At 72.5% G+C, this 26,592-nt stretch carries 19 protein-coding genes; 14 read left to right on the top strand and 5 right to left on the bottom strand.

What is annotated here, in order from left to right; all coding sequences use genetic code 11:
• Positions 1–75 precede the first annotated feature (75 nt).
• Positions 76–1,302 carry a hypothetical protein gene (locus AB0P17_RS41110; protein ID WP_365819852.1) on the bottom strand — a complete coding sequence of 409 codons (1,227 nt, stop codon included), beginning with the start codon at positions 1,300–1,302 and terminating at the stop codon, positions 76–78.
• A 292-nt stretch (positions 1,303–1,594) separates the two neighbouring features.
• Between AB0P17_RS41110 and AB0P17_RS41115 the strand changes: the two genes are divergently transcribed.
• From AB0P17_RS41115 to AB0P17_RS41135, 5 genes are all read left to right on the top strand, one after another.
• Positions 1,595–2,890, top strand: coding sequence for an aminotransferase class III-fold pyridoxal phosphate-dependent enzyme (locus AB0P17_RS41115; RefSeq protein ID WP_365819854.1), 1,296 nt, complete (start codon positions 1,595–1,597; stop codon positions 2,888–2,890).
• Between the two features lie 36 nt (positions 2,891–2,926).
• A complete protein-coding gene (locus AB0P17_RS41120) occupies positions 2,927–4,807 on the top strand; it encodes an IucA/IucC family protein (RefSeq protein ID WP_365819856.1) in 1,881 nt (626 codons plus the stop codon).
• Positions 4,808–4,852: 45 nt separating this feature from the next.
• Positions 4,853–5,590, top strand: coding sequence for a GNAT family N-acetyltransferase (locus AB0P17_RS41125; RefSeq protein WP_365819859.1), 738 nt, complete (start codon positions 4,853–4,855; stop codon positions 5,588–5,590).
• Positions 5,591–5,956: 366 nt separating this feature from the next.
• Positions 5,957–7,762 carry an IucA/IucC family siderophore biosynthesis protein gene (locus AB0P17_RS41130; RefSeq protein ID WP_365819890.1) on the top strand — a complete coding sequence of 602 codons (1,806 nt, stop codon included), beginning with the start codon at positions 5,957–5,959 and terminating at the stop codon, positions 7,760–7,762.
• A 38-nt stretch (positions 7,763–7,800) separates the two neighbouring features.
• On the top strand, positions 7,801–9,771 hold the full coding sequence (locus AB0P17_RS41135; RefSeq protein ID WP_365819861.1) for an ATP-dependent DNA helicase: 1,971 nt from the start codon (positions 7,801–7,803) through the stop codon (positions 9,769–9,771).
• Positions 9,772–9,948: 177 nt separating this feature from the next.
• Here the strand turns inward: AB0P17_RS41135 and lexA are convergent, their stop codons facing one another.
• Complete coding sequence (gene lexA / locus AB0P17_RS41140) at positions 9,949–10,740, bottom strand: transcriptional repressor LexA (RefSeq protein ID WP_365819863.1); 792 nt, start codon at positions 10,738–10,740, stop codon at positions 9,949–9,951.
• A 602-nt stretch (positions 10,741–11,342) separates the two neighbouring features.
• Here lexA and nrdR point away from each other — a divergent pair.
• Positions 11,343–11,852 carry a transcriptional regulator NrdR gene (nrdR, locus tag AB0P17_RS41145; RefSeq protein ID WP_365819865.1) on the top strand — a complete coding sequence of 170 codons (510 nt, stop codon included), beginning with the start codon at positions 11,343–11,345 and terminating at the stop codon, positions 11,850–11,852.
• A gap of 144 nt (positions 11,853–11,996) precedes the next feature.
• Entirely contained in the window at positions 11,997–14,894 is a 2,898-nt protein-coding gene (locus AB0P17_RS41150; RefSeq protein WP_365819867.1) for a vitamin B12-dependent ribonucleotide reductase, read from the top strand.
• Between the two features lie 135 nt (positions 14,895–15,029).
• Here the strand turns inward: AB0P17_RS41150 and AB0P17_RS41155 are convergent, their stop codons facing one another.
• Positions 15,030–15,551, bottom strand: coding sequence for a TerD family protein (locus AB0P17_RS41155; protein WP_365819869.1), 522 nt, complete (start codon positions 15,549–15,551; stop codon positions 15,030–15,032).
• A 204-nt stretch (positions 15,552–15,755) separates the two neighbouring features.
• Here AB0P17_RS41155 and AB0P17_RS41160 point away from each other — a divergent pair, with 204 nt between their 5' ends.
• The 6 genes from AB0P17_RS41160 to AB0P17_RS41185 all read left to right on the top strand — a co-directional run bounded on the left by AB0P17_RS41160 (position 15,756) and on the right by AB0P17_RS41185 (position 21,975).
• Positions 15,756–16,361 carry a YdbC family protein gene (locus AB0P17_RS41160; protein WP_365819871.1) on the top strand — a complete coding sequence of 202 codons (606 nt, stop codon included), beginning with the start codon at positions 15,756–15,758 and terminating at the stop codon, positions 16,359–16,361.
• Positions 16,362–16,512: 151 nt separating this feature from the next.
• Complete coding sequence (locus AB0P17_RS41165; protein WP_365819873.1) at positions 16,513–17,172, top strand: histidine phosphatase family protein; 660 nt, start codon at positions 16,513–16,515, stop codon at positions 17,170–17,172.
• Positions 17,173–17,214: 42 nt separating this feature from the next.
• Positions 17,215–18,138 carry an ADP-ribosylglycohydrolase family protein gene (locus tag AB0P17_RS41170; protein ID WP_365819875.1) on the top strand — a complete coding sequence of 308 codons (924 nt, stop codon included), beginning with the start codon at positions 17,215–17,217 and terminating at the stop codon, positions 18,136–18,138.
• 285 nt (positions 18,139–18,423) lie between these two features.
• Positions 18,424–20,193, top strand: a complete 1,770-nt coding sequence (locus AB0P17_RS41175) for a DUF4173 domain-containing protein (RefSeq protein ID WP_365819877.1) — start codon at positions 18,424–18,426, stop codon at positions 20,191–20,193.
• 198 nt (positions 20,194–20,391) lie between these two features.
• Positions 20,392–21,102, top strand: a complete 711-nt coding sequence (locus tag AB0P17_RS41180) for a ribonuclease HII (RefSeq protein ID WP_365819879.1) — start codon at positions 20,392–20,394, stop codon at positions 21,100–21,102.
• Between the two features lie 216 nt (positions 21,103–21,318).
• Complete coding sequence (locus tag AB0P17_RS41185) at positions 21,319–21,975, top strand: hypothetical protein (protein WP_365819881.1); 657 nt, start codon at positions 21,319–21,321, stop codon at positions 21,973–21,975.
• A 155-nt stretch (positions 21,976–22,130) separates the two neighbouring features.
• On the opposite strand, the gene AB0P17_RS41190 is transcribed toward AB0P17_RS41185, so the two are convergent.
• A complete protein-coding gene (locus tag AB0P17_RS41190) occupies positions 22,131–22,760 on the bottom strand; it encodes a hypothetical protein (protein WP_365819884.1) in 630 nt (209 codons plus the stop codon).
• 235 nt (positions 22,761–22,995) lie between these two features.
• Positions 22,996–25,167, bottom strand: coding sequence for a RecQ family ATP-dependent DNA helicase (locus AB0P17_RS41195; protein ID WP_365819886.1), 2,172 nt, complete (start codon positions 25,165–25,167; stop codon positions 22,996–22,998).
• A gap of 110 nt (positions 25,168–25,277) precedes the next feature.
• On the opposite strand from AB0P17_RS41195, the gene AB0P17_RS41200 reads away from it, so the two are divergent.
• Positions 25,278–26,592 (top strand): DUF4192 domain-containing protein (locus AB0P17_RS41200; RefSeq protein WP_365819888.1); only part of this gene is annotated, 1,315 nt, incomplete at its 3' end.

The following is a 26,592-nucleotide window of genomic DNA, read 5'->3' on the forward strand; positions in this document are numbered from 1 at the left end:
ACCGGGGCCACCGCGGCCACGTCGCCCAGGACGTGGTAACGGCGGGCGCGCCCCCCGGGGCGCGCCCGCGCCCGCTCACCGACCCGCGAACTTCTTGCTGACGCCGTCGTAGACGCCCTTGGCGGCGTCGCCGAGACGCGGCCCCGCCAGCCACCCCGCGGTCACCGGGCCGATGGAGGTGTTGGAGACCAGGGCGGGCTTGCCGTCCTGGCCCGCAGCGACCCAGCCGCCACCCGACGAACCGGCGGTCATGGTGCAGCCGATGCGGTACATCGTCGGATCGTTCGCCGCCAGCGACAGCCGGCCCGGCCCGCCCTCGCACTGGAAGAGCTTCTGGCCGTCGTACGGCGGCGCCGCCGGGTAGCCGGTCGCCGTCATGGCCGCGATCTCCGGGGTGGCCGGAGCGTTGAACTCCACCGGCAGCGCCGAACCGACCGTCTCCTCCAGCGAGGTGCCCGAACCGCCCTTCTCCGGCGTCACATGGATGACCGCGAAGTCGTACGGCGCGCCCTGACCGCCGGTCGGCCCGCCCTGGGCGATCCACTGGGAGGAGGTCTGCGCCCAGTCGGCCCACCACACGCCGTGCGGGGCGATCCGCTCCTTGGGCGCGGTCTCCAACTCGGCCATCGACAGGGCGCTGTCGTTGTACGAGGGCACGAACGCGATGTTCCGGTACCAGCCGCCGCTCTTGCCGGAGTGCACGCAGTGGCCCGCCGTCCAGACCATGTTGGACTTGCCGGGGTTCGCCGGGTCCTCGACCACTGTCGCCGAGCAGACCATCGAGCCCTCGGGCCCGTCGAAGAACAACTTGCCCGCCTGCGCGGCGTTCTCGCCGTACGGCGCGCTCACGGCCCGCGCGGTCACCGGCGCCGGCTCCGGGTCGGTGACGCCCGTGTCCCCGGAGATGTCCTGGTCGTCCACGGACTTCTCCGGCGGCTTCTCCGCGTCCCGCATCCGGTCCGGGTCCCAGAGGCCCTCGATGATCGGGTTGACGAAGTCCTTGGCCTCACGCAGCCAGGTCTCGCGGTCCCAGTTCTTCCACTCACCGCCGCGCCACTTGTCCATGTCGATCCCGTGCTCCTTGAGCCGGTCCTTGAGATCGTCAGGAATCGTGATCGTGCCGTCGGAGGCGGCGGTCGCGGACTCGCTCGCCTTCGCCGCCGCCTGGTCCTCGTCGGGACCGCAGCCCGTGGCCGTCAGCGCGAGGACCGCGGCGACCGACACGGCGGCCAGGACGGGGGAGGGTCTGCGCCGCGCGTTCCTTCCCCGGCGTGCGATAAGGGTCGGACGTATGGGTCGCATGGTGATATCCCCCTGGGACTTCTGGACAGTTCGGAACAAAGGAACAGCTGGCGCACCCGGCGACGGCGACCGGAGCCGGGACGCGCCCCCACTATGCCGGTGCCGTTGGGGACGGCGTTCGGCAGGGCGGCGGTTCCCCCGGCGCAATGATCTTCCCGCTGCCCGTGATCCCCGGCGCGGCGCGTCGTTGGTACGTACGAGAGGGCCCGGCCCGCGGTTCACCGTCGAACATTCGGGGAGCCGGCGCCGTACTGACAGAGGACCGATGCCGCCCAGGGGAGGACCGATCGCTGTGACCGTGACCGAATCAGCACCGGCGGCACCGACCGTCGCCCACGCGGGAATCCTGCGGAGCCGGCCCCCGCGCGAACAGTCGGCCCGCACCTACGCGCGCTCCCTGCCCATCGTCCCGGTGCGCGCCCGGGGGCTGACGGTCGAGGGGGCCGACGGCCGGCGCTACCTCGACTGCCTCTCCGGCGCGGGCGCCCTCGCCCTCGGGCACAACCATCCGGTCGTGCTGGAGGCGATCAGGAAGGTCCTGGACTCCGGGGCCCCGCTGCACGTCCCCGACCTCGCCACCCCCGTCGAGGACGCCTTCACCGCCGAGCTGTTCGCCACGCTCCCGGCCGGGTTCGCCGCCGACGCCCGGGTCCGGTTCTGCGGTCCCACGGCCGCCGACGCCGTCGAGAGCGCGCTCGCCCTCGTCCGTACCGCCACCGGCCGCGACACCGTGCTCACCTTCGGCGGAACCGACCACGACGCCTGGTCCGCGGGCCTGTTCGACGGCGGGGAGGGGCCGGACGCCCCCGCCGCGATGATGCTCGAACCGGTCCAGGACGAGGGCGGCGTGATCCCCGCGCCCGACCCCTGGCTCCGCGAGATGCGCCGGAGCACGGCGGACCGCTCCATTCCGCTCATCGCCGACGAGACCCGGACGGGCGTGGGGCGCACCGGCGCCTTCTGGGCCGTGGAGCACAGCGGGATCACCCCCGACGTGATGGTGATGTCCCAGGCGATCGGCGGCTCCCTCCCGCTCGCCGTGATCGTCCATCACGCGGATCTCGACCCCCCGCTGCCCGCAGGCCCGGCGGACCCTTTCCGGGGCAACCAGCTCGCGATGGCGGCGGGCGCGGCCACCCTCGCGTACGTACGGGAGAACCGGCTCGCCGAGCGCGCCGCGCTCCTCGGGGCGCGCATGCTGTGCGGGCTACGGGAGTTGACGGACCGCCACCCGCGCGTCGGCGCCGTACGCGGACGTGGTCTCATGATCGGTGTGGAACTCGTCGCCCCGGCAGCCGGCGATCCCGCGCCGCCGGCCCCCGCACTCGCCGCCGCCGTCCAGCGGGAATGTCTCCGACGCGGACTCATCGTCGGACTCGGCGGACACCGGGCGTCCGTGGTGCGGCTGCTCCCGCCGCTCACGCTCACCGACGAGCAGGCCGACGCGGTCCTCGACCGCTTCGCCGACGCACTCGTGGCGGCCACGCGCCCCGCACCCCGAGAAGCGGCCGTGCCCCGCGGCGGGAACGCCGGTCTCCGCGGCGGCGAAGCCGGGCTCCGCCGGAAAGAAGCCGGTCTGTGCCGCTGACGCCGCCGACCCCGACTCCTCACAAGGAAGCCCTCCGTGAACCACACCCCCTCACCCGACGCGCCCGAGGCCGACGGCCCTGCCACCACCGCGGAGTCGGTCACGGTGCCACGGCAGGCAGCGGGTGGACCCGACGGGCGGCTCACCCGCCCCGCGACCACGCCGGGCCCCACCGGGGCGGACCCGGCCGTCCCGGGCGCCGACCATCTCGACCACCCCGACCCGCAGAAGGCGGCCGACGCCGCCACCACCGAGAACCTGCTGCGCTGCTGGGTCCGCGAGACCGGACTGCCCCGCCCCGACGGCACGGTGCTCCGTATCCCGCTCGACGCCAGCGGCACCGCGCTCCTCGTCCCCGTACGCCACTGGTCCGCGACGGGGTGGCACCGCTTCGGCATGCCCTTCCTGGAAGGCGGCCCGCAGGACGCCCCCGCCGCCGAGGCCGTCACCGTGGCCGCGCTCCTCGGCCGTGAGTCGGGCCGCTACCAGGGCGCCGACCTGGTGGGCAGGGTCGCCAACTCCCTCGGCCACACCGCCGGGTTCCTCGCCGACCGGCGGGCCCGCCCCGAGGCCGACGCCGCCGCCGACCCGTTCCTCACGGCGGAACAGTCCCTGCTGCTCGGGCACCCCCTGCACCCCACGCCCAAGAGCCGCGAAGGCCTCTCCGAGACCGAAGCGCGCCTCTACTCCCCGGAGTTGCGCGGCTCCTTCCCGCTCCACTGGATGGCCGTCGACCGCTCCGTACTCGCCACCGACTCCGCCTGGACCGAACAGGGCCGTGTCCTGCCCGCCGAAGCGCTCACCGCCCGGCTCCTCGGCGGTCACCCCCTCCCCGAGAACACGGTGGCCCTGCCCCTGCACCCCTGGCAGGCACGGGACCTGGCCCACCGCCCTGCCGTACGGCACCTCCTCGACGCCGGTCTGCTGCACGACCTCGGGCCCCAGGGCGACCCCTGGCACCCCACCTCCTCCATCCGTACGGTGCACCGCCCCGGCGCCCCCGCCATGCTCAAGCTCTCCCTGGGCGTACGCATCACCAACTCCCGCCGGGAGAACCTCCGCAAGGAACTCCACCGCGGCGTCGAGGTCCACCGGCTGCTGCGCAGCGGCCTCGGCAAGGAGTGGGGGGCCGCGCACCCCGGCTTCGACATCGTCCGCGACCCCGCCTGGCTCGCCGTCGACACCCCGGACGGCGACCCGGTCACCGGACTCGACGTCATGCTCCGCCACAACCCGTTCGGGCCGTCCGACGACGCCGTCTGCATCGCGGGACTCACCGCGCCGCGCCCCTACCCGGGCCGCGCCGGGATGTACTCGCGCCTGGCCGCGATCGTCACCGGCCTCGCCGGCCGCACCGGCCGCCCGGAGGGCGCCGTCGCGGCCGAGTGGTTCCTGCGCTATCTGGACCAGGTCGTACGCCCCGTGCTCTGGCTGGACGGGACGGCCGGAATCGCCCTGGAGGCACACCAGCAGAACACCCTGGTCCTCCTCGACCCGGCGGGCTGGCCCGTCGGCGGGCGCTACCGCGACAACCAGGGCTACTACTTCCGTGAGTCCCACCGCGCCGCGCTGGAGCGCAGACTCCCCGGCATCGGATCCGTCAGCGACACCTTCGTCTCCGACGCCGTCACCGACGAACGCTTCGCCTACTACCTCGCCATCAACAACGTCTTCGGCCTGATCGGCGCGTTCGGCGCCCAGGGGCTCGCCGACGAGCGCGTCCTCATCGCGGCCTTCCGGCGCTTCCTGGCGGGCGCGACGGGCCTCGGCTCGCCCCTGCCCGGCCTCCTCCTGGAGAGCGCCACGCTGCGCTGCAAGGCCAACCTGCTCACCCGGCTGCACGGCCTGGACGAACTGGTCGGCCCGGTGGACACGCAGAGCGTCTACGTCACCGTCACCAACCCCCTTCGCGATTGAAGGAACATGAAGGACCGTCAGAACTGCTGAGAGGAGAGCGCCACTGTGCCTTCCACCGAAGCGAGCACCGACACCGGAACCGGCCCCGGCTCACCCACGGGCGAGGCCACCGGGGACACCCTCGACCTGAGGCTGTCCGACGAACTCGTCGCACTGCTCGGAGAGGGCGATCCGATGGCCGTGACCCCATCGTCCGACGACGCCCGCACCGGTGATCTGCTCGACGCCCCGGAACGCTGGGGCCCCGCCACCACCCCCGCCGGGGTCTTCCAGCTCGTCCCGGTCCGGGTGGAGCGTGACCTTGCCCTGGTCAGCGGGTGGATGAACGATCCGGCAGTCGCCGCGTTCTGGAACCTCGCAGGCCCGGCAGCCGTCACCGAGGCCCATCTGCGGCCCCAACTCGACGGGGACGGACGCACCATCCCCTTCCTCGGTGTGCTCGACGGCGTCCCCATGAGCTACTGGGAGCTGTACCGCGCGGACCTCGACCCCCTCGCGCGCCACTACCCGGCACGCCCCCACGACACCGGGATCCACCTGCTGCTCGGCGGTGTCGCGAACCGGGGCCGCGGGGTCGGCACCATCCTGCTGCGGGCCGTCGCCGACCTGGTCCTCGACCACCGTCCCCGGTGCGGACGGGTCGTCGCCGAACCGGATCTGCGCAACACCCCGTCCGTCTCCGCGTTTCTCAGCGCCGGCTTCCGCTTCGCCGCCGAGGTTGAGTTGCCGGACAAACGCGCCGCGCTCATGGTCCGCGACCGCGCACTGCGCGACCTCCTGTGACAGAGCCGCCGTCCCTCCGGCCCCGTACGCCCCGTACGCCCGGCCCGGCCGGTCACTCGGGACCACCCCGCTTGCTCCGTACGTCCCGCACGACCCGTACGCCCCGCCTGTCCCGCTCGAACCCCATCGGTTCCCTCCCGAGGAGTCCTCGTGCCGACCTCCCCTGCATCCTCCGCATCGCCCGCCTCCTCCGCCACGCCTGACGCCGCTACCCCTGACGCCACCACCTCTGAGGCCACCACCTCTGAGGCCACCACCTCCGACGCCGCCGACCCCGCCGGTTCCATAGCCACCCCGGGCGCGCCGGCCCCCGAGGGCCCTGCCGGGCCCGCCCCGCTCTTCGCCCCGCCCGAGCTGAACCCGGCGGTGTGGGAGCGCGTGGCCGGCCGCCTGCTCGCCAAAACGCTCGGGGAGTTCGCGTACGAGGAGATCATCGAGCCGGTACCCATGGCGGAACCGGCGGCAGAGCCCGCGACGCGGCGCGGATCCGCCGACGGCTCCGTCCCCCGTCCCGGCTCCGGCGGCTACGCCGTGACGCTCGACGCCGGCGAGACGCTCACCTTCCGCGCGGAGCGCGCCGCGTACGGCCACTGGCGGGTCGACCCCGGCTCCGTACAGTGCGACGGCCTGCCCTTCACCGACCCCCTGCGCTTCCTGCTGCTGGCGCGGCGGCTCCTCGGCCTGGACGGCACCACCCTCGGCCACCTCGTCCGGGAACTCACCACCACGCTCGCCGCCGACGCCAAGCTCGACCACACCGCGCTGAGCGCCGCGGAGCTCGCCGGCCTCGGCTACGCGGAACTGGAAGGACACCAGACGGGCCACCCCTGGATCGTTCTCAACAAGGGCCGCGTCGGATTCTCCGCCACCGACGCGGACCGCTGGGCGCCCGAGGGCCGCACCCCGGCCACGCTGCCCTGGATCGCCGTCAGCACGACCCTCGCCACCTACCGGGGCGTCGCCTCGCTCGCCACCCCGGACCAGCTCTACGCGCTGGAACTCGACGACGCCGTACGCGCACGCTTCGACACCGTGCTCCGGGACCGCGGCCTCGACCCCGCCGGCTACCTCTATCTGCCCGTCCACCCCTGGCAGTGGGACGAGGTGCTGATCCAGCTCTACGCGCCCGCCATAGCCCGGGGAGCGATCGTCCCGCTCCCCACCGACGGTGACCTCCGGCTGCCGCAGCAGTCGATCCGTACGTTCCTCAACGTCCGGCGGCCCGAGCGGCACACGGTCAAGCTGCCGCTGTCCATCCTCAACACCCTCGTCTGGCGCGGACTGCCCACCGAACGCACCCTCGCCGCCCCCGCCGTCACCGCGTGGATGCACGGCGTGCGCGACGCCGACCCCTTCCTCCGCGACGAGTGCCGGGTCATCCTCCTCGGCGAGGTCGCCTCCGTGACCGTCGAGCATCCCCTCTACGATCACCTCCCCGAAGTCCCTTACCAGTACAAGGAACTGCTCGGTACGATCTGGCGCGAGCCCCTCCAGACCCGGCTGGCCCCGGGCGAACGCGCCCGTACGCTCGCCTCGCTCATCCATACGGATCCGCGGGGCCGCGCGTTCACCGCCGAACTGGTGGAGCGCTCCGGGCTCGCTCCGGAGGAGTGGCTGCGCCGCCTCTTCTCGGCGCTGCTCCCCGCGCTGCTGCACTTCCTGTACCGGTACGGGACGGTCTTCTCCCCGCACGGCGAGAACGCCATCGTGGTCTTCGACGACCGGGACGTGCCCGTACGGCTCGCCATGAAGGACTTCGTCGACGATGTGAACCTCAGCGCCCGGCCGCTGCCCGAGCACGACGCGATGCCCGCCGATGTGAAGGCCACGCTGCTCACGGAGGAGCCCGCCTTTCTCCCGCAGTTCATCCATTCAGGGCTTTTCATCGGCGTGTTCCGCTATCTGGCTCCGCTGTGCGCGGACCAACTGGGCGTGCCCGACGCCGTGTTCTGGTCGCTCGTACGGGCGGAGATCCTGCGCTACCAGGCCCGGTTCCCCGAGCTGAAGGAGCGCTTCGAGACGTTCGACCTGCTCACACCGCGTATCGAGCGGCTCTGCCTCAACCGGAACCGGCTGCACCTCGACGGCTACCGGGACCGCTCCGACCGGCCGCACGCCGCCGTCCACGGTACGGTGCCCAACCCGCTCGCTGTCGTACGGACGAGCGAGTGAGCGTCGTTGTCGGTGGTGCCCCGTAGGGTGGTCGGGCTATGACGAAGCCATCACTCCCCGAGCTCCTCCACGCCGCCGTCAGCTCCGTCGGCGGCGTGGAACGGCCAGGCCAGGTCACCATGGCCGAGGCCGTTGCCCAAGCCATCGACGACCCCTCCCACCTGCTGGTCCAGGCCGGCACCGGCACCGGTAAGTCCCTGGGCTATCTGGTGCCCGCGCTGGCCCACGGAGAGCGGGTCGTGGTGGCCACGGCGACGCTGGCGCTCCAGCGCCAACTCGTGGAGCGTGACCTGCCGCGGACGGTCGACGCGCTGCATCCGCTGCTGCGGCGCCGCCCCCAGTTCGCCATGCTCAAGGGCCGGTCCAACTACCTCTGTCTGCACCGGTTGCACGAGGGGGTGCCGCAGGACGAGGAGGACGGCCTCTTCGACCCGTTCGAGGCGGCCGTGCCGACCAGCAAGCTCGGCCAGGACCTGCTGCGGATGCGGGACTGGGCGGACGAGACGGAGACGGGCGACCGGGACGACCTGACGCCGGGCGTCTCCGACCGGGCCTGGTCGCAGGTCTCGGTCTCGTCGCGGGAGTGCCTGGGGGCGTCGAAGTGCGCGTACGGCGCGGAGTGCTTCGCCGAGCTGGCGCGGGAGCGCGCCAAGCTCGCCGATGTCGTGGTGACCAATCACGCGCTGCTCGCGATCGACGCGATCGAGGGCGCGCCGGTCCTTCCGCAGCACGAGGTGCTGATCGTGGACGAGGCCCATGAGCTGGTCTCACGGGTCACCGGGGTGGCCACGGGGGAGCTGACCCCGGGGCAGGTCAACCGGGCCGTGCGCCGCTCGGCGAAGCTGGTGAACGAGAAGGCGGCGGACGCGCTCCAGACGGCGGCCGAGACCTTCGAGCGGCTGATGGAGCTGGCGCTGCCCGGCCGGCTGGAGGAGATCCCGGAGGATCTCGGCTTCGCCCTGATGGCGCTGCGGGACGCGGCGCGCACGGTCATCTCGGCGATCGGCGCCACGCGCGACAAGTCCGTGCAGGACGAGGATGTCGTACGGAAGCAGGCGCTCGCGTCCGTGGAGTCCGTGCACGGCGTGGCGGAGCGGCTGGCGAACGGTTCGGAGTGGGACGTCGTCTGGTGCGAGCGGCACGACCGGTTCGGGGCGTCGCTGCGGGTCGCCCCGCTCTCCGTGTCGGGGCTGCTGCGGGAGAAGCTGTTCACCGACCGCTCGGTGGTGCTCACCTCCGCCACGCTCAAGCTCGGCGGTGACTTCAACGGGGTGGGCGCGTCCCTCGGCCTGGCACCGGAGGGTACGGAGGGCGAGGACGTCCCGCAGTGGAAGGGCCTCGACGTCGGCTCGCCCTTCGACTACCGCAAGCAGGGCATTCTCTATGTGGCGCGCCATCTTTCCCCGCCGGGGCGGGAGGGCACGCGCGGCGACATGATGGATGAGCTGGCGGAGCTGGTGGAGGCCGCGGGCGGGCGGACGCTGGGACTCTTCTCCTCGATGAGGGGTGCCCAGGCGGCGGCCGAGGAGCTGCGGGGCCGACTGGACTCGCCGATCCTCCTCCAGGGTGAGGAGACACTCGGCGAGCTGATCAAGGCGTTCGCCGCTGATCCGAAGACCTGTCTCTTCGGCACACTGTCGCTGTGGCAGGGGGTGGATGTGCCGGGCCCGAGCTCGCAGCTGGTGGTGATGGACCGGATTCCGTTCCCGCGTCCGGACGATCCGCTGATGAGCGCGCGGCAGAAGGCGGTGGAGGAGGGCGGCGGCAACGGCTTCATGGCGGTGGCGGCCACGCATGCGGCGCTGCTGATGGCCCAGGGGGCGGGGCGGCTGGTCCGGGCGACCGGTGACCGCGGTGTGGTCGCCGTCCTCGACCCGAGGCTGGCCAATGCGCGGTACGGCAGCTTCCTGCGGGCCTCGCTGCCCGATTTCTGGTACACCACGGACCGCAATCAGGTACGGCGGTCCCTCGCGAAGATCGACGAGGCGGCCCGGGCGGACGGACGGTAGACGCTCCTGCGCTGCCCCGGCTCTGACGTCATGCGTCCGACATCGCGCCTATGACACGTATGACACCTATGGCATCGCGCCCTATGACGTCGCGCGTTCGATGTCGCGCCTGTGACGTTGCGGTACACGAGAACTCGGCGTGTACCGCAACTGGATCCCGCGCCCCGTCCGGCCCTTTCAGACCCGGCGCAGTACGGCGACCACCTTGCCCAGGATGGTCGCGTCGTCGCCGGGGATCGGCTGGTACGCGGCGTTGTGCGGGAGCAGCCAGACGTGGCCCTCCTCGCGGCGGAAGCGCTTCACCGTCGCCTCGCCGTCCAGCATCGCCGCCACGATGTCGCCGTTCTCCGCGACGGGCTGGCGGCGGACCGTCACCCAGTCGCCGTCGCAGATCGCGGCCTCGATCATCGAGTCACCGACGACCTTCAGCACGAACAGCTCACCGTCGCCCACCAGTTGGCGGGGGAGGGGGAAGACGTCCTCGACGGACTCCTCCGCGAGGATCGGTCCGCCGGCGGCGATCCGGCCGACCAGCGGGACGTACGACGCGGCGGGCTTGCCCGTCGTGTCCGTCTGCTGGGTGCTCGGCTGGTCCGACCCCCGGACCTCGTACGCCCGCGGCCGGTGCGGGTCGCGGCGCAGGAATCCCTTGCGCTCCAGGGCCATCAGCTGGTGGGCCACCGACGAGGTGCTGGAGAGCCCCACGGCCTGGCCGATCTCCCGCATCGAGGGCGGGTATCCCCGGCGCTGCACGGAGTCGCGGATGACTTCGATCACCCTGCGCTGGCGGTCCGTGAGGCCCGAGCTGTCCGCCCTGATCCCTGGAGGTCGCCCGGGCATCGAACGGGTGGGCTTGGCGCCCTCCGGGTTCGAGGCTGTGTCATTCACATTCATTACATGCACCGGATCGAGTCGGCCCTGGGAGCGGTCCTGGGCGGTGATGGTGGCACTGTCTGCGGTGGTGGTCACGGTGGCCCCTCTCGAAATGTTCTCCCTGGCTGGACAACGGTAGTAGCTTTCGAAAGGTTGCGCCAAACACACGTTCGAGTGAAAAATTGCGGAGTGTCTGTTGTGGGCGGCCGACTGGGTGTATGAGCAGGCTTTTCCGGGTGGAGCGGCGCCGTCCGGCGGTGCGCCGCCGGGTCGATTCCGGACCCCGGCAAGGGGTCGTCCCCTCGGCCGTCGACGGGGGCTCCGGGGGCTGTCTCCCGGCCACCCGCGGGGGCTCCCGGGGGTCGTCTCCCGGCCACCCGCGGGGGCCTCCGGCGCGCCGCCCGGGGCCGCCACAGTCTCGCATCCGGCGGCCCGCGAGACCCGGCGCCGCGCCCTTCCCGTACGCTCGTGGCCGGTCGCCGCGGGCCCGCCGCACCCGCCCCGACGCGCGACACGCGCCGGGGCCTAGGATGCAACCAAACCCCAGATCTAGTGGTTGGATTGTCTCAGCCACCCAGAAGTTGTGGTCCCGGGTCTTCGGGCCCGAGGGCATCGCCTATGCTGGGGATTGCTTCGAGGGGCTTTTCCGGGCCCTGACGGGGCTATTCAGTCGTGCTGTGAAGGAGGGGTTGGGAGCCATGCACTGTCCCTTCTGCAGGCACCCCGACAGCCGGGTCGTCGACAGCCGCACCACCGACGACGGGACGTCCATCCGGCGCCGTCGCCAGTGCCCCGACTGCTCCCGCCGTTTCACGACGGTGGAGACCGCCTCGCTGATGGTGATCAAGCGCAGCGGCGTGACCGAGCCCTTCAGCCGCACCAAGGTCATCTCCGGCGTGCGCAAGGCGTGCCAGGGGCGGCCGGTCACCGAGGACGCCCTCGCCCAGCTCGGCCAGCGGGTCGAGGAAGCGGTGCGCGCCACCGGCAGCGCCGAGCTGACCACCCACGACGTGGGGCTGGCCATACTCGGCCCGTTGCAGGAACTCGACCTCGTCGCGTACCTGCGCTTCGCGTCCGTGTACCGGGCGTTCGATTCACTCGAAGACTTCGAGGCCGCCATCGCGGAACTGCGTGAGCGGCCTCCCTCGGAGGAATGCGGCACCGGCGAGACCCTTGAGGTCCCCGTGCCCGCCACCGCCGCGGACTGACCGGCCGGCTCGATCCCGGCCGCTCCGCGGCGATCAAGACCTGTCACGGGTGCTCTGTGTGCGCCCGAGGCATCAGACACACACTCCGTGCCACGGGAAGAACAGGGCGCGGCAGGGCGTTTTTGTACGTATATGGGAGGCGGCATGACAGAGACGGCGAGCAGCCCGGCACGAGGTTCCCGCACCAAGGGTTCCAAGACCGGCAAGGGGCTGCGCATCGAGCGGATCCACACGACCCCCGGCGTGCATCCGTACGACGAGGTGGCCTGGGAGCGCCGTGACGTCGTCATGACCAACTGGCGCGACGGCTCGGTCAATTTCGAGCAGCGTGGCGTCGAGTTCCCCGACTTCTGGTCGTTGAACGCGGTCAACATCGTCACCAGCAAGTACTTCCGCGGGGCCGTCGGCACCCCGCAGCGCGAGACCGGGCTCAAGCAGCTCATCGACCGGATCGTGAAGACGTACCGGAAGGCCGGTGAGGAGCACCAGTACTTCACGTCCCCCGCCGACGCCGAGATCTTCGAGCACGAGCTGGCGTACGCCCTCCTGCACCAGGTCTTCAGCTTCAACTCGCCCGTGTGGTTCAACGTCGGCACGCCCCAGCCGCAGCAGGTCTCGGCCTGCTTCATCCTGTCTGTCGACGACTCCATGGACTCGATCCTCGACTGGTACAAGGAAGAGGGAATGATCTTCAAGGGGGGATCGGGCGCCGGCCTGAACCTCTCCCGGATCCGCTCCTCCAAGGAGCTGCTCTCCTCCGGCGGCAACGCCTCGGGCCCCGTCTCCTTCATGCGCGGTGCCGACGCCTCCGCCGGGACGATCAAGTCCGGCGGCGCCACCCGGCGCGCGGCCAAGATGGTCATCCTCGACGTCGACCACCCCGACATCGAGGACTTCATCGAGACGAAGGTCAAGGAGGAGGAGAAGATCCGCGCCCTGCGCGACGCGGGCTTCGACATGGACCTGGGCGGCGACGACATCACGTCCGTCCAGTACCAGAACGCCAACAACTCGGTCCGTGTCAACGACGAGTTCATGAAGGCCGTCGAGGCCGGCGGCAAGTTCGGGCTGCGCGCCCGGATGACCGGCGACGTCATCGAAGAGGTCGAGGCGAAGGAGCTCTTCCGCAAGATGGCCGAGGCGGCCTGGGCCTGCGCCGACCCCGGCATCCAGTACGACGACACGATCAACCACTGGCACACCTGCCCCGAGTCCGGCCGGATCAACGGCTCGAACCCGTGCAGCGAGTACATGCACCTGGACAACACCTCGTGCAACCTGGCCTCGCTGAACCTGATGAAGTTCCTCAAGGACGACGGCAAGGGCAACCAGTCCTTCGAGTCCGAGCGCTTCGCCAAGGTCGTCGAGCTGGTCATCACCGCGATGGACATCTCCATCTGCTTCGCGGACTTCCCGACGCAGAAGATCGGCGAGAACACCCGGGCCTTCCGCCAGCTGGGTATCGGCTACGCCAACCTCGGCGCCCTGCTGATGGCCACGGGCCACGCGTACGACTCCGACGGCGGCCGGGCCCTGGCCGGCGCCATCACCTCGCTGATGACGGGCACGTCCTACCGCCGCTCGGCCGAGCTGGCCGCGGTCGTCGGCCCGTACGACGGCTACGCCCGCAACGCGGAGCCGCACAAGCGCGTCATGAAGCAGCACGCCGACGCCAACGCCGCGGCCGTCCACGTCGACGACCTGGACAGCCCGGTCTGGGCCGCCGCCACGGAGGCGTGGCAGGACGTGCTGCGTCTCGGCGAGAAGAACGGATTCCGCAACGCCCAGGCGTCGGTCATCGCGCCCACCGGCACCATCGGTCTCGCGATGTCCTGCGACACCACGGGCCTTGAGCCCGACCTCGCGCTCGTGAAGTTCAAGAAGCTGGTCGGCGGCGGCTCGATGCAGATCGTCAACGGCACCGTGCCGCAGGCGCTGCGCCGGCTCGGCTACCCGGCGGAGCAGATCGAGGCGATCGTCGAGCACATCGCCGAGCACGGTGTGGTGATCGACGCCCCCGGTCTCAAGACCGAGCACTACGAGGTCTTCGACTGCGCGATGGGTGAGCGCTCCATCTCCGCGATGGGCCACGTCCGCATGATGGCGGCCATCCAGCCGTGGATCAGCGGCGCGCTGTCCAAGACGGTGAACCTGCCGGAGACCGCCACCGTCGAGGACGTCGAGGAGGTCTACTTCGAGGCGTGGAAGATGGGCGTCAAGGCGCTCGCGATCTACCGCGACAACTGCAAGGTCGGTCAGCCGCTCTCCGCGAAGAAGAAGGACGAGAAGGTCGCGGAGAAGGCCGAGGAGACCATCCGCGAGGCCGTCGAGAAGGTCATCGAGTACCGCCCGGTCCGCAAGCGCCTGCCCAAGGGCCGTCCGGGCCTCACCACCTCCTTCACGGTGGGCGGCGCCGAGGGGTACATGACCGCCAACTCCTACCCGGACGACGGTCTCGGCGAGGTCTTCCTCAAGATGTCGAAGCAGGGCTCGACGCTCGCGGGCATGATGGACGCCTTCTCGATCGCCGTCTCGGTCGGTCTGCAGTACGGCGTGCCGCTGGAGACGTACGTCTCCAAGTTCACCAACATGCGGTTCGAGCCGGCCGGGATGACGGACGACCCGGACGTACGGATGGCGCAGTCGATCGTCGACTACATCTTCCGCCGTCTCGCCCTGGACTTCCTGCCCTTCGAGACCCGCTCGGCGCTCGGCATCCACTCCGCCGAGGAGCGCCAGCGCCACCTGGACACCGGTTCGTACGAGCCGGTCCTCGACCTCGACGTCGACGGCGTCCTCGACACCGAGAGCTTGACCGCGGCTCCGTCCCGCCCGGCCGCGTCGCCGCAGGCCACCGCGGCGGCGCCCACGCCGGCCGTGGTCCCGGCGCCCAAGGAGGCGCACACCTCGGCCGAACTGGTCGAGATGCAGCTCGGCATCAGCGCCGACGCACCGCTCTGCTTCTCCTGCGGTACGAAGATGCAGCGGGCCGGATCCTGCTACATCTGCGAGGGCTGCGGCTCCACGAGCGGCTGCAGCTGAGCCGTCACGCGGTGACGAGGTAGTCCCGTAGCACCGAGGGGCGGTGGGCCGAAGCGGCCCGCCGCCCCTTGGGCGGTGCGGCGCGCTCAGCCTCCGGACCCCCTCCTCCTCAGTCCTCTTCTCGTCCCACGACCGTCAGCCGCCGCCCATCAGGGCGCCGAACGACTGGGGGTCCGTGTCGAAGCCGCGCACGTCCGGACGGAACTGCCAGGTGCCGCCGGCCGCGCGGGTGAACTCCGCGAAGGTCGCCGCCGTCGCGGCGGGCACCCCGGCGAAGTCGTGCTCCGACAGCTCCGTGTACCCCTCCGCCAGCCGGACCGAGGCGTTGGCTATGTCCTCGAACGTCCGGCGGCCGTTCTGCTGCTGGATGGCCACACCCACGACCACACGGCGGTAGTCCGCCCCCAGCCGGTCCAGCTCCAGGGTCATCTCCTCGTCGGAGCCGAAGCCCTGGCCCGTACGGCTCTCGCGGTCCAGCGTGATCGTCCCGTCCGGGGAACGGCTGCCGAAGTGGACCAGATAGGCGGGTGTGTCCGGGGCGTCCGCCGTGTAGGTCGCCGCGATGAGATCCAGGTCATGGGCGGGCCGGCCCATCGGGCTGGGATCCCATTTGAGGGTGACCTCGACCTTGGACACTCCCCGGTTGAAACTGCTCACCAGTCCTCCCCCTCCTCGGAATCGGTGCGGATGTCCGGACCTGGTACACCAGGCTAGACGGCGCCACTGACAACCCGGCGCCGCATCTGGCCAGTTGACGTCACCTTGGCCGATACTCGACAGGTCCGGCGGTGCCACGGGGTGGCCACCGCGTCCCGGACGGGGCGTGACCCGTGCCACGTTCCGCCCCCGTACGATGGCGCCGTGCTGGTCAAGTGGATTCGCTGCACCGTGATCGACCGTCGAGGTTTCGAACGCGGGCAGCGGAAATGGGCGGGGTTGCTCGGTGAGCCGGGGTTTCGGGGACAGGGCGGGGGATGGAGCAGGTCGCGGCCGGGTGTCGTCCATGTCTTCACGTTCTGGGAGAGTCGTGCGTTCTACGACTCGTTCATGGCGCGCTCGCACGACCGGCTCTCCGCCTCGCAGTCCGGCACGTACAAAGACAGCCAGGTCAAGCTCTTCGACTACCGCTTCGACGTGAAGACCGGATTCGAGCCCCGCTTCACCGACGCGGACGTGGTCCGCGTCGCCCACTCCCGGGTGCACGAGGAACGGGTGGAGCACTTCGCCCTCATGCAGGAGAAGGTCTGGAACCCCGCGATGGCCGGTTCGCCGGGGATGGTGCGCGGGCTCTTCGGAGAGGCGCCCGGTCATGAGTTCATCGTCCTGTCCATGTGGCAGTCGGCGGCCGAGCACGGCAAGTACCGCGTCGAGCGGGTCGAGCGGCTGACGCTGCGCGCCCAGACAGCCACCGACGTCGCGGCGCTGGCCGGGGACGTCATCGATCTGGAGCCGTCCTGGACGGTGTGACCGACGGTGTGGACGAGGGGTGGGCGACGGTCTCACCGGCGGACCGACCGACGGTGCGCGCGGGGTGCCGGGCCCGCCCGGCTACGCCGGATGGGCGCCCGGATTGCCGGGCGGTCGCACGGTGCGGAGCCGGGCGATCTAGGGTCGTGTCATGGCACGACCGCGGCGCATTGTCCTTGTCCGGCACGGTGAATCGGAAGGGAACGCAGATGACACGGTGTACGAGCGCGAGCCCGACCATGCCCTGAGGCTCACGGAGAAGGGCCGCAGACAGGCCGAGGAGACGGGGGTACGGCTGCGCGAACTGTTCGGCCGCGAGCCGGTCAGCGTCTTCGTCTCGCCGTACCGCCGTACCCACGAGACCTTCGAGGCGTTCGGGCTCGACCCCGGCCAGGTGCGGATACGCGAGGAGCCCCGGCTGCGCGAGCAGGACTGGGGGAACTGGCAGGACCGCGAGGACGTACGCCTCCAGAAGGCGTACCGCGACGCGTACGGCCACTTCTTCTACCGCTTCGCCCAGGGGGAGTCGGGGGCCGACGTCTACGACCGTGTCGGCGCCTTCCTGGAGTCCCTGCACCGCAGCTTCGAGACGCCCGACTCGCCGGAGAACGTCCTGCTGGTGACGCATGGGCTGACCATGCGGCTGTTCTGCATGCGGTGGTTCCACTGGTCGGTCGCGGAGTTCGAGTCGCTGTCCAACCCCGGCAACGCGGAGTACCGGATCCTGCTGCTGGGCGCCGACGGCCGCTACACCCTGGACCGGCCGTTCGAACAGTGGCGTGTCCCGGAGCCGTACGGCCGGACGGGATAAACCCGCTCCGAACCGGCCCGTACCGGCTAAAATCCCCGCTCGATGACCTCTGACTCCGTTGATTCCGTATCCGGCCGGCGCTTCGAACGTGCCCTCGCCAGCCTGCGGGGGCTGGCCGTGGGAGACGCCCTGGGCTCCCAGTTCTTCGTACCCGCGAACTATCCGCTGCTGAAGCGCCACGAGCTGCCGCCCGGCGATTGGCAGTGGACCGACGACACCGAGATGGCCGCGTCGGTGCTGGCCGTGCTGGCCGCGCACCACCGGGTCGACCAGGACGCCCTCGCGCGCTCCTTCGCCGAGCACCACGACTTCGACCGCGGCTACGGGCCCGCCGTGAACCGGATGCTCCGGCTGATCAGGGAGGGCGGCGACTGGCGCGAGCTGGCCGCCGGGCTCTTCGACGGCCAGGGCTCCTGGGGCAACGGGGCCGCGATGCGGATCGCGCCGCTCGGTGCCTGGTACGCGGACGACCCCGAGCAGGCCACGCACCAGGCCGAGATCTCCGCGTACACCACCCACCAGCACCGCGAGGCCGTGACGGGCGCCATGGCGGTGGCCGCGGCGGCAGCCCTCGCCGCCGCCCCGGGCGGGCCGCCCACGGCGGAGGCGCTGCTCGACGGGGTGGTCGCGCTGGTGCCGCGCAGCGCGGTCGGGGCGGGGCTGCGCCGGGCGCGGGACATGCTGGACTACGACGACCCGGGCACGGTCGCCGCCGTGCTCGGCTGCGGGCGGCGCACCTCCGCGCACGACACCGTGCCGTTCGCCCTCTGGTCGGCGGCGCGCGGGCTCGGCGACTTCGAACGGGCCTTCTGGACGACGGCGCGGGCCGGCGGCGACGTCGACACCAACTGCGCCATCGTCGGGGGAGTGGTCTCGGCCGCCGGGGAGAGCGGGGCGCCGCCGGAGCACTGGCGGGAGCGTACGGAGGCGCTGCCGGGGTGGCTGCCTGGGGTGGCCGCGTCCTGACGGGCGGCCTCGTGGCGGGACGTTCCGCCACGTCCTGACGGGCCCCGTCGGACGGGTCGGGGCCCGCGGAACGTCCGTACGGGATGGGCGGTTCACACGGCGTACGCGCCGTTCATTGTCACGGCCCTGCCACAGCCGCCCTCACGGAGGCGTACCTCGCCGAAGGCTGTGCTTACCCTTTCGGCCACGCCGCCGTGTTGATCTTCGACCGGCGCGCGCCGACGAGACACCGGGTGCCGCGCTCCGCTCCTCCGCGGCGAACGGGCCCGGTCGGGAGGGGGTCCCGTGACAGATTCACCGTCCAGAACCGGGCCGGCCGCGGAGCCGGACCCGCCGGCGGATGCCGATGCCGAAGCCGAGGCAAAAGGAGAAGCCGAAGCAGGAGCCGAAGCAGAAGGAGAAGCAGGAGCCGAAGCAGGAGCAGGAGCAGGGGCCCAAGCCCAAGCCGAACCGCGGGACGCGGTCGAGCCGTCGTCCGCCGCCCGGACCCGCGCCCACGGCGAGCACCACCAGGGCGCCGCGCCCCGGCCCGCCCCGGCGCGCCAGTACCGTGAGCCCTGGCAGCAGTGGCAGCCCCGGCGCGAACCAGCCGCCTGGCAGGCCGAGGTGAGGCCCGAGCCGCCCGCCCGGATCAGGACCGCCACTCTGTGGTCGTCCCTGGCGACCGCCCTGCTCAGTGCCCTGCTGCTGCGCGAAGGGCTCGGCCTGAACCTGCTGTTCGTGGCCGTTCCCGCCGCTCTCGCGGCGTTCTTCGCCGCCCGGGCCGCGGGCCGGCTGCCGCGCCCCTGGACGCTGGTCTGGGCCGGCGGCGGACTCGTGCTGCTGGCCGTGCCCGCGCTGCGCGACGCGGGCCTGCCCGTCTTCCTCGCCGTCGTCTCCGCCGTGGCGCTCGGCGCGCTGGCGCTGCACGGGAGCCGCACCTGGCCGGGGGTGCTCCTCGGGCCGGTGGGACTGGTCGGTGCGGTCGGCCCCGGTGCCGTCTGGGCCCTGCGCGGTCTGCGCGAGCGCGCGGGCGGAACCCGGGGCCGGGTGGTCCCCGTACTCCGCGCGCTCGCGGTCGCCGCCGTTCTGCTGGTGGTGTTCGGCACGCTCTTCGCGAGCGCCGACGCCGCGTTCGCCGAACTCCTCGGCTCCCTCATCCCCGACGTCTCCGACTCCGGGGCACCCTCGCAGCTTCTCCTCTTCGGGTTCGGCCTCTGCGGCGCCCTGGCCGCCGCGCACACCGCCGCGTCGCCGCCGCGCTGGGACCGGGTGACCGTACGGCCGGGGAAGGCCCGGGGCCGTACGGAGTGGGCGCTTCCGCTGATCGTCCTCAACCTGCTCTTCGCGGCCTTCATCGCCGTCCAGCTCGTGGTGCTCCTCGGCGGATACGACAGGGTGGTGGCGGAGACCGGGCTCACGCCCGCCCAGTACGCGCGCCAGGGCTTCTGGCAGCTCCTGTGGGTCACGCTGCTCGTCCTGGTGGTGATCGTGGCGGCCGGACGGTGGGCCCCGCGCGGCGGGGCGCGCGACGCCGCTCTGGTCCGCACCGTACTGGGCACCCTCTGCGTGCTCACCCTCGTCGTGGTCGCCGCCGCGCTGCGCCGGATGGACCTGTACGTCGAGGCCTTCGGCCTGACCCGGCTGCGGGTCTCCGTGACGGCGGTGGAGCTGTGGCTCGGACTGGTGATCGTCCTGATGCTGGTGGCCGGCGCCACCAGGGGCCGCTGGCTGCCGCGCGCCGTCGCCGCGAGCGCCGGGGCCGCCGTCCTCGCCTTCGGCCTGGTCTCGCCGGACGCGCTGGTCGCGGAGCGGAACGTACAGCGGTACGAGCGCACCCACAAGATCGACATCGAGTACTTCCGCGAGCTGTCCGCCGACGCGGTACCGGCGCTGGACCGGCTCCCCGAGCCGCTGCGCTCGTGCGCCCTGCGCGGCATCGCCGACGGTCTGGAGCCGGGGGACGAGCCCTGGTACGCGACCAGCCTGGCCGAGAGCAGGGCCCGCGACCTGCTGGCGGAGCGCGGCGTACGGAGCGATGTGACCTGCCCGGGGGAGAACCGCTACCGGTGGTGACACCGGGCGGCGCCGCACCTGAGGGACCCGGGCCTGACGCCGCCGTGCGTCAGGCCCGCGTGCGCCCGCGCACCGCGAACTCGCCCCGAGCGCGGGCGGGCTGAGCGGGTTCGCGGTGATGTGCCCGACTCCCCGGCGCCGTACGGCAGGTACCCGGTCTGTCGCGTGGCGTGCGGGCGGCGTAACCTGGCAGGTGCCATGCCGTACGAACCACCCACGCACACCGTTGAGCGCTCGCTGCGCGCCACCACGGACGCCAGGATCATCGCCGGCGTCGACGAGGTCGGACGCGGAGCGTGGGCAGGTCCGGTCACGGTGTGCGCGGCCGTCACCGGACTGCGCAGACCCCCGGCGGGTCTCACCGACTCCAAGCTCATCACCCCCAAGCGCCGTACGGAGCTGGCCGATGAACTGGAGGCGTGGGTCACGTCGTACGCCCTCGGGCACTCCTCCCCGGAGGAGATCGACGCCCTCGGGATGACCGCGGCACTCAGGCTCGCCGCCGTACGCGCCCTGGAGGCGTTGCCGGTACGGCCCGACGCGGTGATCCTGGACGGCAAGCACGACTATCTCGGAGGACCCTGGCGGGTGCGTACGGTCATCAAGGGCGACCAGTCCTGCGTCTCCGTGGCGGCCGCCTCGGTGATCGCCAAGGTGCGCAGGGACGCGATGATGGCCGAACTGGGCGCCGGGTCCGAGGAGTACGTACCCTTCGCGTTCGGCGCCAACGCCGGTTACCCCTCACCGGTGCACCGGGCGGCGCTGGCGGAGTGGGGGCCGACGGCGCACCACCGGCTCTCGTGGTCCTATCTCGACGCGCTGCCCCGGTGGCGGCACCTCAAGAAGGTCCGGGTCCCCGAACAGGTCGCCGCTATGGAAGGCGGGGGCCAACTCGGCTTCGATTTCTGACCGTCGACCACCCGACACCGGACCGTCCGGCGTCCGGAGCATCCGGCTCCGGAACGTCCGGCCTCGGAACGTGAGACTTCCGGTACGGGCCCTCTCCGGGACATCCCGGTGACCCGTCCGGCGAACCCCGCCCGGGTGCCTCACGGCCTCGGGCACGGGCACGAATGAGCCCACCCACCGATGCTTTTCGCACCGGTGTTTGATAGACATCCAGTCATGCCTCTCATCCCTCAGGAGCCTCAGATTCACGAGAGAGCCCAGGGTCCCAGCGCCACGCCGGCCACCGGTCGCACCGCTTCGACCCCCCGTCCCGTACCCGGTCCGCGTCCCGTTCCCGGGCCGCGTTCCGCGACGACACCGAGGCCCGGACGTCCGGGTCCCGGTCCCGCGAGGCCCGCGCCGCCGGCGCAGCGCTCGCACAGCTCCGCCGGTCAGCCGAAGGCGTCCGGCACCGCCGACTCCGCCCCTTCCACTCCTTCCACCGCCCCTCAGGTCCAGGTGATCCCGGCTCCGGTGGGCGGCGCGCTGGACGCCGCCGAGGAGGCGATCGACCTGCTGCTGGACGCGGGCCGGGCGCCGGGCGACATCCTGGTGCTCACCACCGGCGAACAGCATCCGTGGGCCACCCACGAGTTGTCGTTCGGCGAGAGCGCGTACTGGGCCCAGCACGACGCCCGCGAGGACGTGTTCTTCGCGGACGCCGCCGCCGTCTCCCGCGCGCAGTCCCGGCCCGTCGTGGTCGTCGCCGTCAACGGTGGCGGTGACGCCGTCGTCGCCAAGGCGCTGCCCCTGGCCCGCTCGCGGGCCACCGCGCTGCTCGTCGTGTGCGGCGACGCGGGGCGGATCAACGCCGTGCTCGGCGCGGGCGTCTGAGCCGGACGCCATCCGGCGCGCCCGCTGGGGGCGGTCACGCCGGTACGTTCCGACGGTGACCCGGCCGCCTCTTTCAGGAGGGTGGCCGGGCCGCTTCGGGGAGCCGTCCGCGGGGGATGCGCGCGGCGGCCGCTTCGCCTTCGGCGGGCGGCCGTTCAGCGGGCGGCGGTATGGCGCAGTGCCTCGGCCGCGCCTCCACCGCCCCGCAGGGGTGACATGACGGGATCGGCTGCCGTCTCCGCGAGGCTCGCCGGCGGCGAGTCCGAGCTGGGGCGACGGCCCCCGCGGCCCTCGCCCAGTACCTGCCAGCCGCCGCGGGTCAGCGTGATGTACGCGCCGCAGCGCAGCCCGTGCAGGGTGCACGCGTCGCGCAGCCCCCACATCCAGGCGCCGTCCTCCTCCGTCCAGCGCTCGTCGCCCTCGCGGCAGTAGAGCAGCACGGCCGTGCGCACCGGCGTGCGCCGACGCAGATCGTGCGGGATGACCCGACGCAGGTGTGCCAGCAGCGCGTTGCGGAACTCCCAGCCGTCCACGGGCGCGGCGCGCGGCACGAACGACGCGCTGGCGGCCAGCCGTTCCTCGGGATCGAGCACGGCCACTATGGCGGTCGCCGGGGTCGGCGCGTGCCGGCTGTGCAGACCGCTGACGACCTCACGGGGATTGCGCAGGAGCGGAATCCCGGCGGAGGCCCACTCGGCGGGTTCGAGCATTCTGGCGAGGCGGCTGACGGAAGCGGCCTGACCGTTGATCGAAGTGGCTGCGGACGGAGCGAATCCGAAGGTCACGTTCCTCCCTTCGCATACGCGCCCACAATGCGGGCAGGGTCGGGTGGGGACGCGCCGCGGCACAGCCCTTGCGGAGCGCGAGGAGACCGTGCGGGGGCACTTCCAATTCTCACCGGCACGGGGGCGTGCGGCAACGAGCAATTGGCGCCGCTGGTGGGAATGGAGGGATTTGGCCGCTATATACCCGCGCGGTCCCGCCGTGCCACGCGCCAGGTGCTGAGGCTCCCGCTCCGGTTCAGCTCTGAACGGCGAGGACCAGCGGAAAGACACCCTCGGCCCCGGCCCTGCGGAGCAGCCGGGTGGCCACCGCGAGCGTCCACCCGCTCTCCGAGAGGTCGTCGACGAGCAGGACGGGCCCGCCGGCCGCCGCCAGCGCCGCCGCCAGCTCCGGGGGCACGGTCAGCGCCTCGTGCAGGCCCCGCACCCGCTGCGCGCCGTTGGTGCGGGAGATCCGGGCGTCGGCGGCCCCCGGCGCGTACGCGACCGTACCGAGCAGCGGCATCCTGCCGATCTCCGAGATGCGGGCGCCGAGCGAATCCACCAGCCGGGGCCTGGCACGGGAGGCGACCGTGACCACACCGACCGGCCGGGGCGGCGCGTCCTCGGCGCCCGAGGCCCAGCCGCCCGGGCCCTTTGCCCAGTCGGCGAGCACACTCACCACGGCGCCCACCACGTCGTCGGGCACCGGACCGTCGGTGGCGCGCGCCGCCAGCATCGGGCGGAGCCGGTTTCCCCAGCCGATGTCGGAGAGGCGTCCCAGGGCCCGGCCCGGGAAGGACTGCTCCCCGGGCGCGATCCGCCCCTTGAGGGAGACCCCGACCGCGGCGAGGCCGGTCGGCCACATCTTGCGGGGCTCCATCTCCACACCAGGCCTGCCCAGCTCGCCGCGGGCGGCGTCGAGCGCGGCGGCGGTCACCTTGGCCTCGAAGCGCGTCCCCGCGCAGTTGTCGCACCGTCCGCAGGCCACCGCCTCCTCGTCGTCGAGCTGGCGCCGCAGGAACTCCATCCGGCACCCCGTCGCCGACGCGTAGTCACGCATCGCCTGCTGCTCGCTCCCCCGCTGCCGCGCCACCCACGCGTACCGCTCCGTGTCGTACACCCACGGCCGGCCCGTCGATGTCCACCCGCCCTTGACCCGGTGCACCGCCCCGTCCACGTCCAGCACCTTGAGCATCGTCTCCAGTCGGGTCCGCCGCAGTTCGACCAGCGGCTCCAGGGCCGGCAGCGACAGCGGCTTGTCGGCGTGCCCCAGCACGTCGAGCGTGCGGCGGACCAGCTCCTCCGGCGGGAAGGACACCGAGGCGAAGTACTGCCAGATCGCCTCGTCCTCCTTGCCCGGCAGCAGCAGCACCTCGGCGTGGGCCACCCCGCGCCCCGCACGCCCCACCTGCTGGTAATAGGCGATGGGGGAGGAGGGCGAGCCGAGATGGACCACGAAGCCGAGATCGGGCTTGTCGAACCCCATGCCCAGCGCGGACGTCGCCACCAGCGCCTTCACCCGGTTCCCCAGCAGATCGTCCTCGGCCTGCTGCCGCTCCGCGTTCTCCGTACGGCCGGTGTACGAGGCGACGGTGTGCCCGCACTGCCGCAGATACGCCGTGACCTCCTCCGCCGCCGCGACCGTCAGGGTGTAGACGATCCCCGACCCCGGCAGCTCGCCGAGGTGGTCGGCCAGCCACGCCAGCCGGTGCGCCGCGTCCGGCAGCCGCAGCACATGGAGGCTGAGGCTCTCCCGGTCCAGCGGCCCGCGCAGCACCAGCGCGTCCGTCCCGGCGCCCGTGCCCAACTGCTCGGCGACATCGGCGCTCACCCGGGAATTGGCCGTGGCCGTGGTGGCGAGGACCGGGACACCGGCCGGCAGCTCCGCGAGCATCGTGCGCAGCCGCCGGTAGTCGGGGCGGAAGTCATGGCCCCAGTCCGAGATGCAGTGTGCCTCGTCGACCACCAGCAGGCCCGTCGCCGCCGAGAGGCGGGGCAGCACCTGGTCGCGGAAGTCGGGGTTGTTGAGCCGCTCCGGGCTGACCAGCAGCACATCGACCTCGCCCGCGGACACCTCGTCCTGGATCGTCTCCCACTCCTCCGCGTTGGACGAATTGATCGTCCGGGCGCGGATCCCGGCCCGCGCGGCGGCCTCCACCTGATTGCGCATCAGCGCGAGGAGCGGCGAGACGATCACGGTCGGGCCCGCGCCCCGCTGCCGCAGCAGCGACGTCGCCACGAAATACACCGCGGACTTGCCCCACCCCGTGCGCTGGACGACCAGCGCGCGGCGCCGGTCGGCGACGAGCGCCTCGATGGCCCGCCACTGGTCCTCGCGCAGGCGGGCGGCGCCGGTGGCGTCACCTACCAGGCGGGCGAGGACGGAGTCGGCGGAGGCCCGGAGCGCTGCGCGGTCTGCGTTGGTCATGGCCCCATGCAACCCGATGGGTCCGACAAACCGCGAATGGCGCCGGCGGCCTGTGGACAAGTTATCCACAGGCCCGAGCGGGATCCGGCGGAATCCGGCACGGTCGAGCCATGAACACGCACCGCGAACACCACGAACCGACCGGATCCGCCGCCGAGCAGCCGATCACCCTGCGCAGCCCCGGCGAGCTCGCCGACGCCCTGCCCTATCTCCTCGGATTCCACCCCTCCGACTCCGTCGTCATGGTCGCCCTGCACGGCGAGCGTGGGCGCTTCGGCGGTCGGCTCAGGCTGGGCATCCCGCGCTCGCCCACGGAGTGGCCGCCCGTCGCCGACCAGCTCGCCGAGTGCTTGATCGAGGGCAGCGAGCGCCGCGGCTCCCGCCCCGACGCCATCGTCGCCTTCCTCTGCCAGGACCCGGGCGCCGGCGAGGCGGGCCGGCAGGTGATGGAGCGGCTGCGCCCCCTCGCCCAGCGGCTGCGCACCGCGTGCGGGAGCCTCGACGTCCCCGTGCACGAGGTGCTCTGCATCTCCGACGGCCGCTTCTGGTCCTACTGCTGCCCCGACCCGCGCTGCTGTCCGCCCGAAGGGACCGGCCTCGCCCTGCCGGGCACCTCGGTGATGGCCGCGGCCGCCGCCTACGCCGGGGTCCAGGTGCGCGGCTCGCTACGGGAGATGGAGGCGCGGCTGGCGCCCTGGACCGACCCGGCCGCCGTCGCGGCGCAGGAGCGGGCGCTGGACCACGCGGGCGCCTCGCTCGTGCCCAGGATCCTGATCGAGGGGAGCCGGGAAAAGGTCGGCGCCGAGACGCTGACGCTGGCCCGCTCCCTGATGGAACGGCTGGGCGGGACGCCGACCGGCGGGACCGGTGGGACCGGTGCGGACGCCGAGGACGACCGGCTCATCACGGACGACGAGGCCGCGGCCGTCCTTCTCGGCCTCCAGGACCGGGTGACCAGGGACCGGGCCGCGGAGTGGATGGAGGGGCCGGACGCCGCACCCGCGTTACGGCTCTGGCGCGCGCTGTCCCGCCGCTGCGTCGGCCCGTACGCGGAACACGCCACCGCGCCGCTCACCCTGGCCGGCTGGGTCGCCTGGTCCACCGGGGACGACCCGGGCGCCCGGGTGGCCCTCGGGCTCGCACTGCGGCTCGATCCCCGGTACGTCTTCGCCCAGTTGCTCCACCAGGCGTGCAACGAGGGGCTGGACCCCGAGACGCTGCGCCGCTGTCTGCGCGAGGAGCGCGTCGCCCGCGCGCTGCCCGGCCCGCGCGCCACGAGCCGCCGGACCAAGCCGCGGGCCGCGCGTCCGCCCGGGCCGCGGAGGGATGACGCACGACCGCTGGTTCGCTCGTTCGTTCGACCGGTACCTGGTCTTCGGCTCGGACGGGGTAAGACCCTCAACGGCAGCTGGGGGTACGACCGTG

It is taken from the genome of Streptomyces sp. NPDC088124 (assembly GCF_040685895.1).
GTDB lineage: Bacteria > Actinomycetota > Actinomycetes > Streptomycetales > Streptomycetaceae > Streptomyces.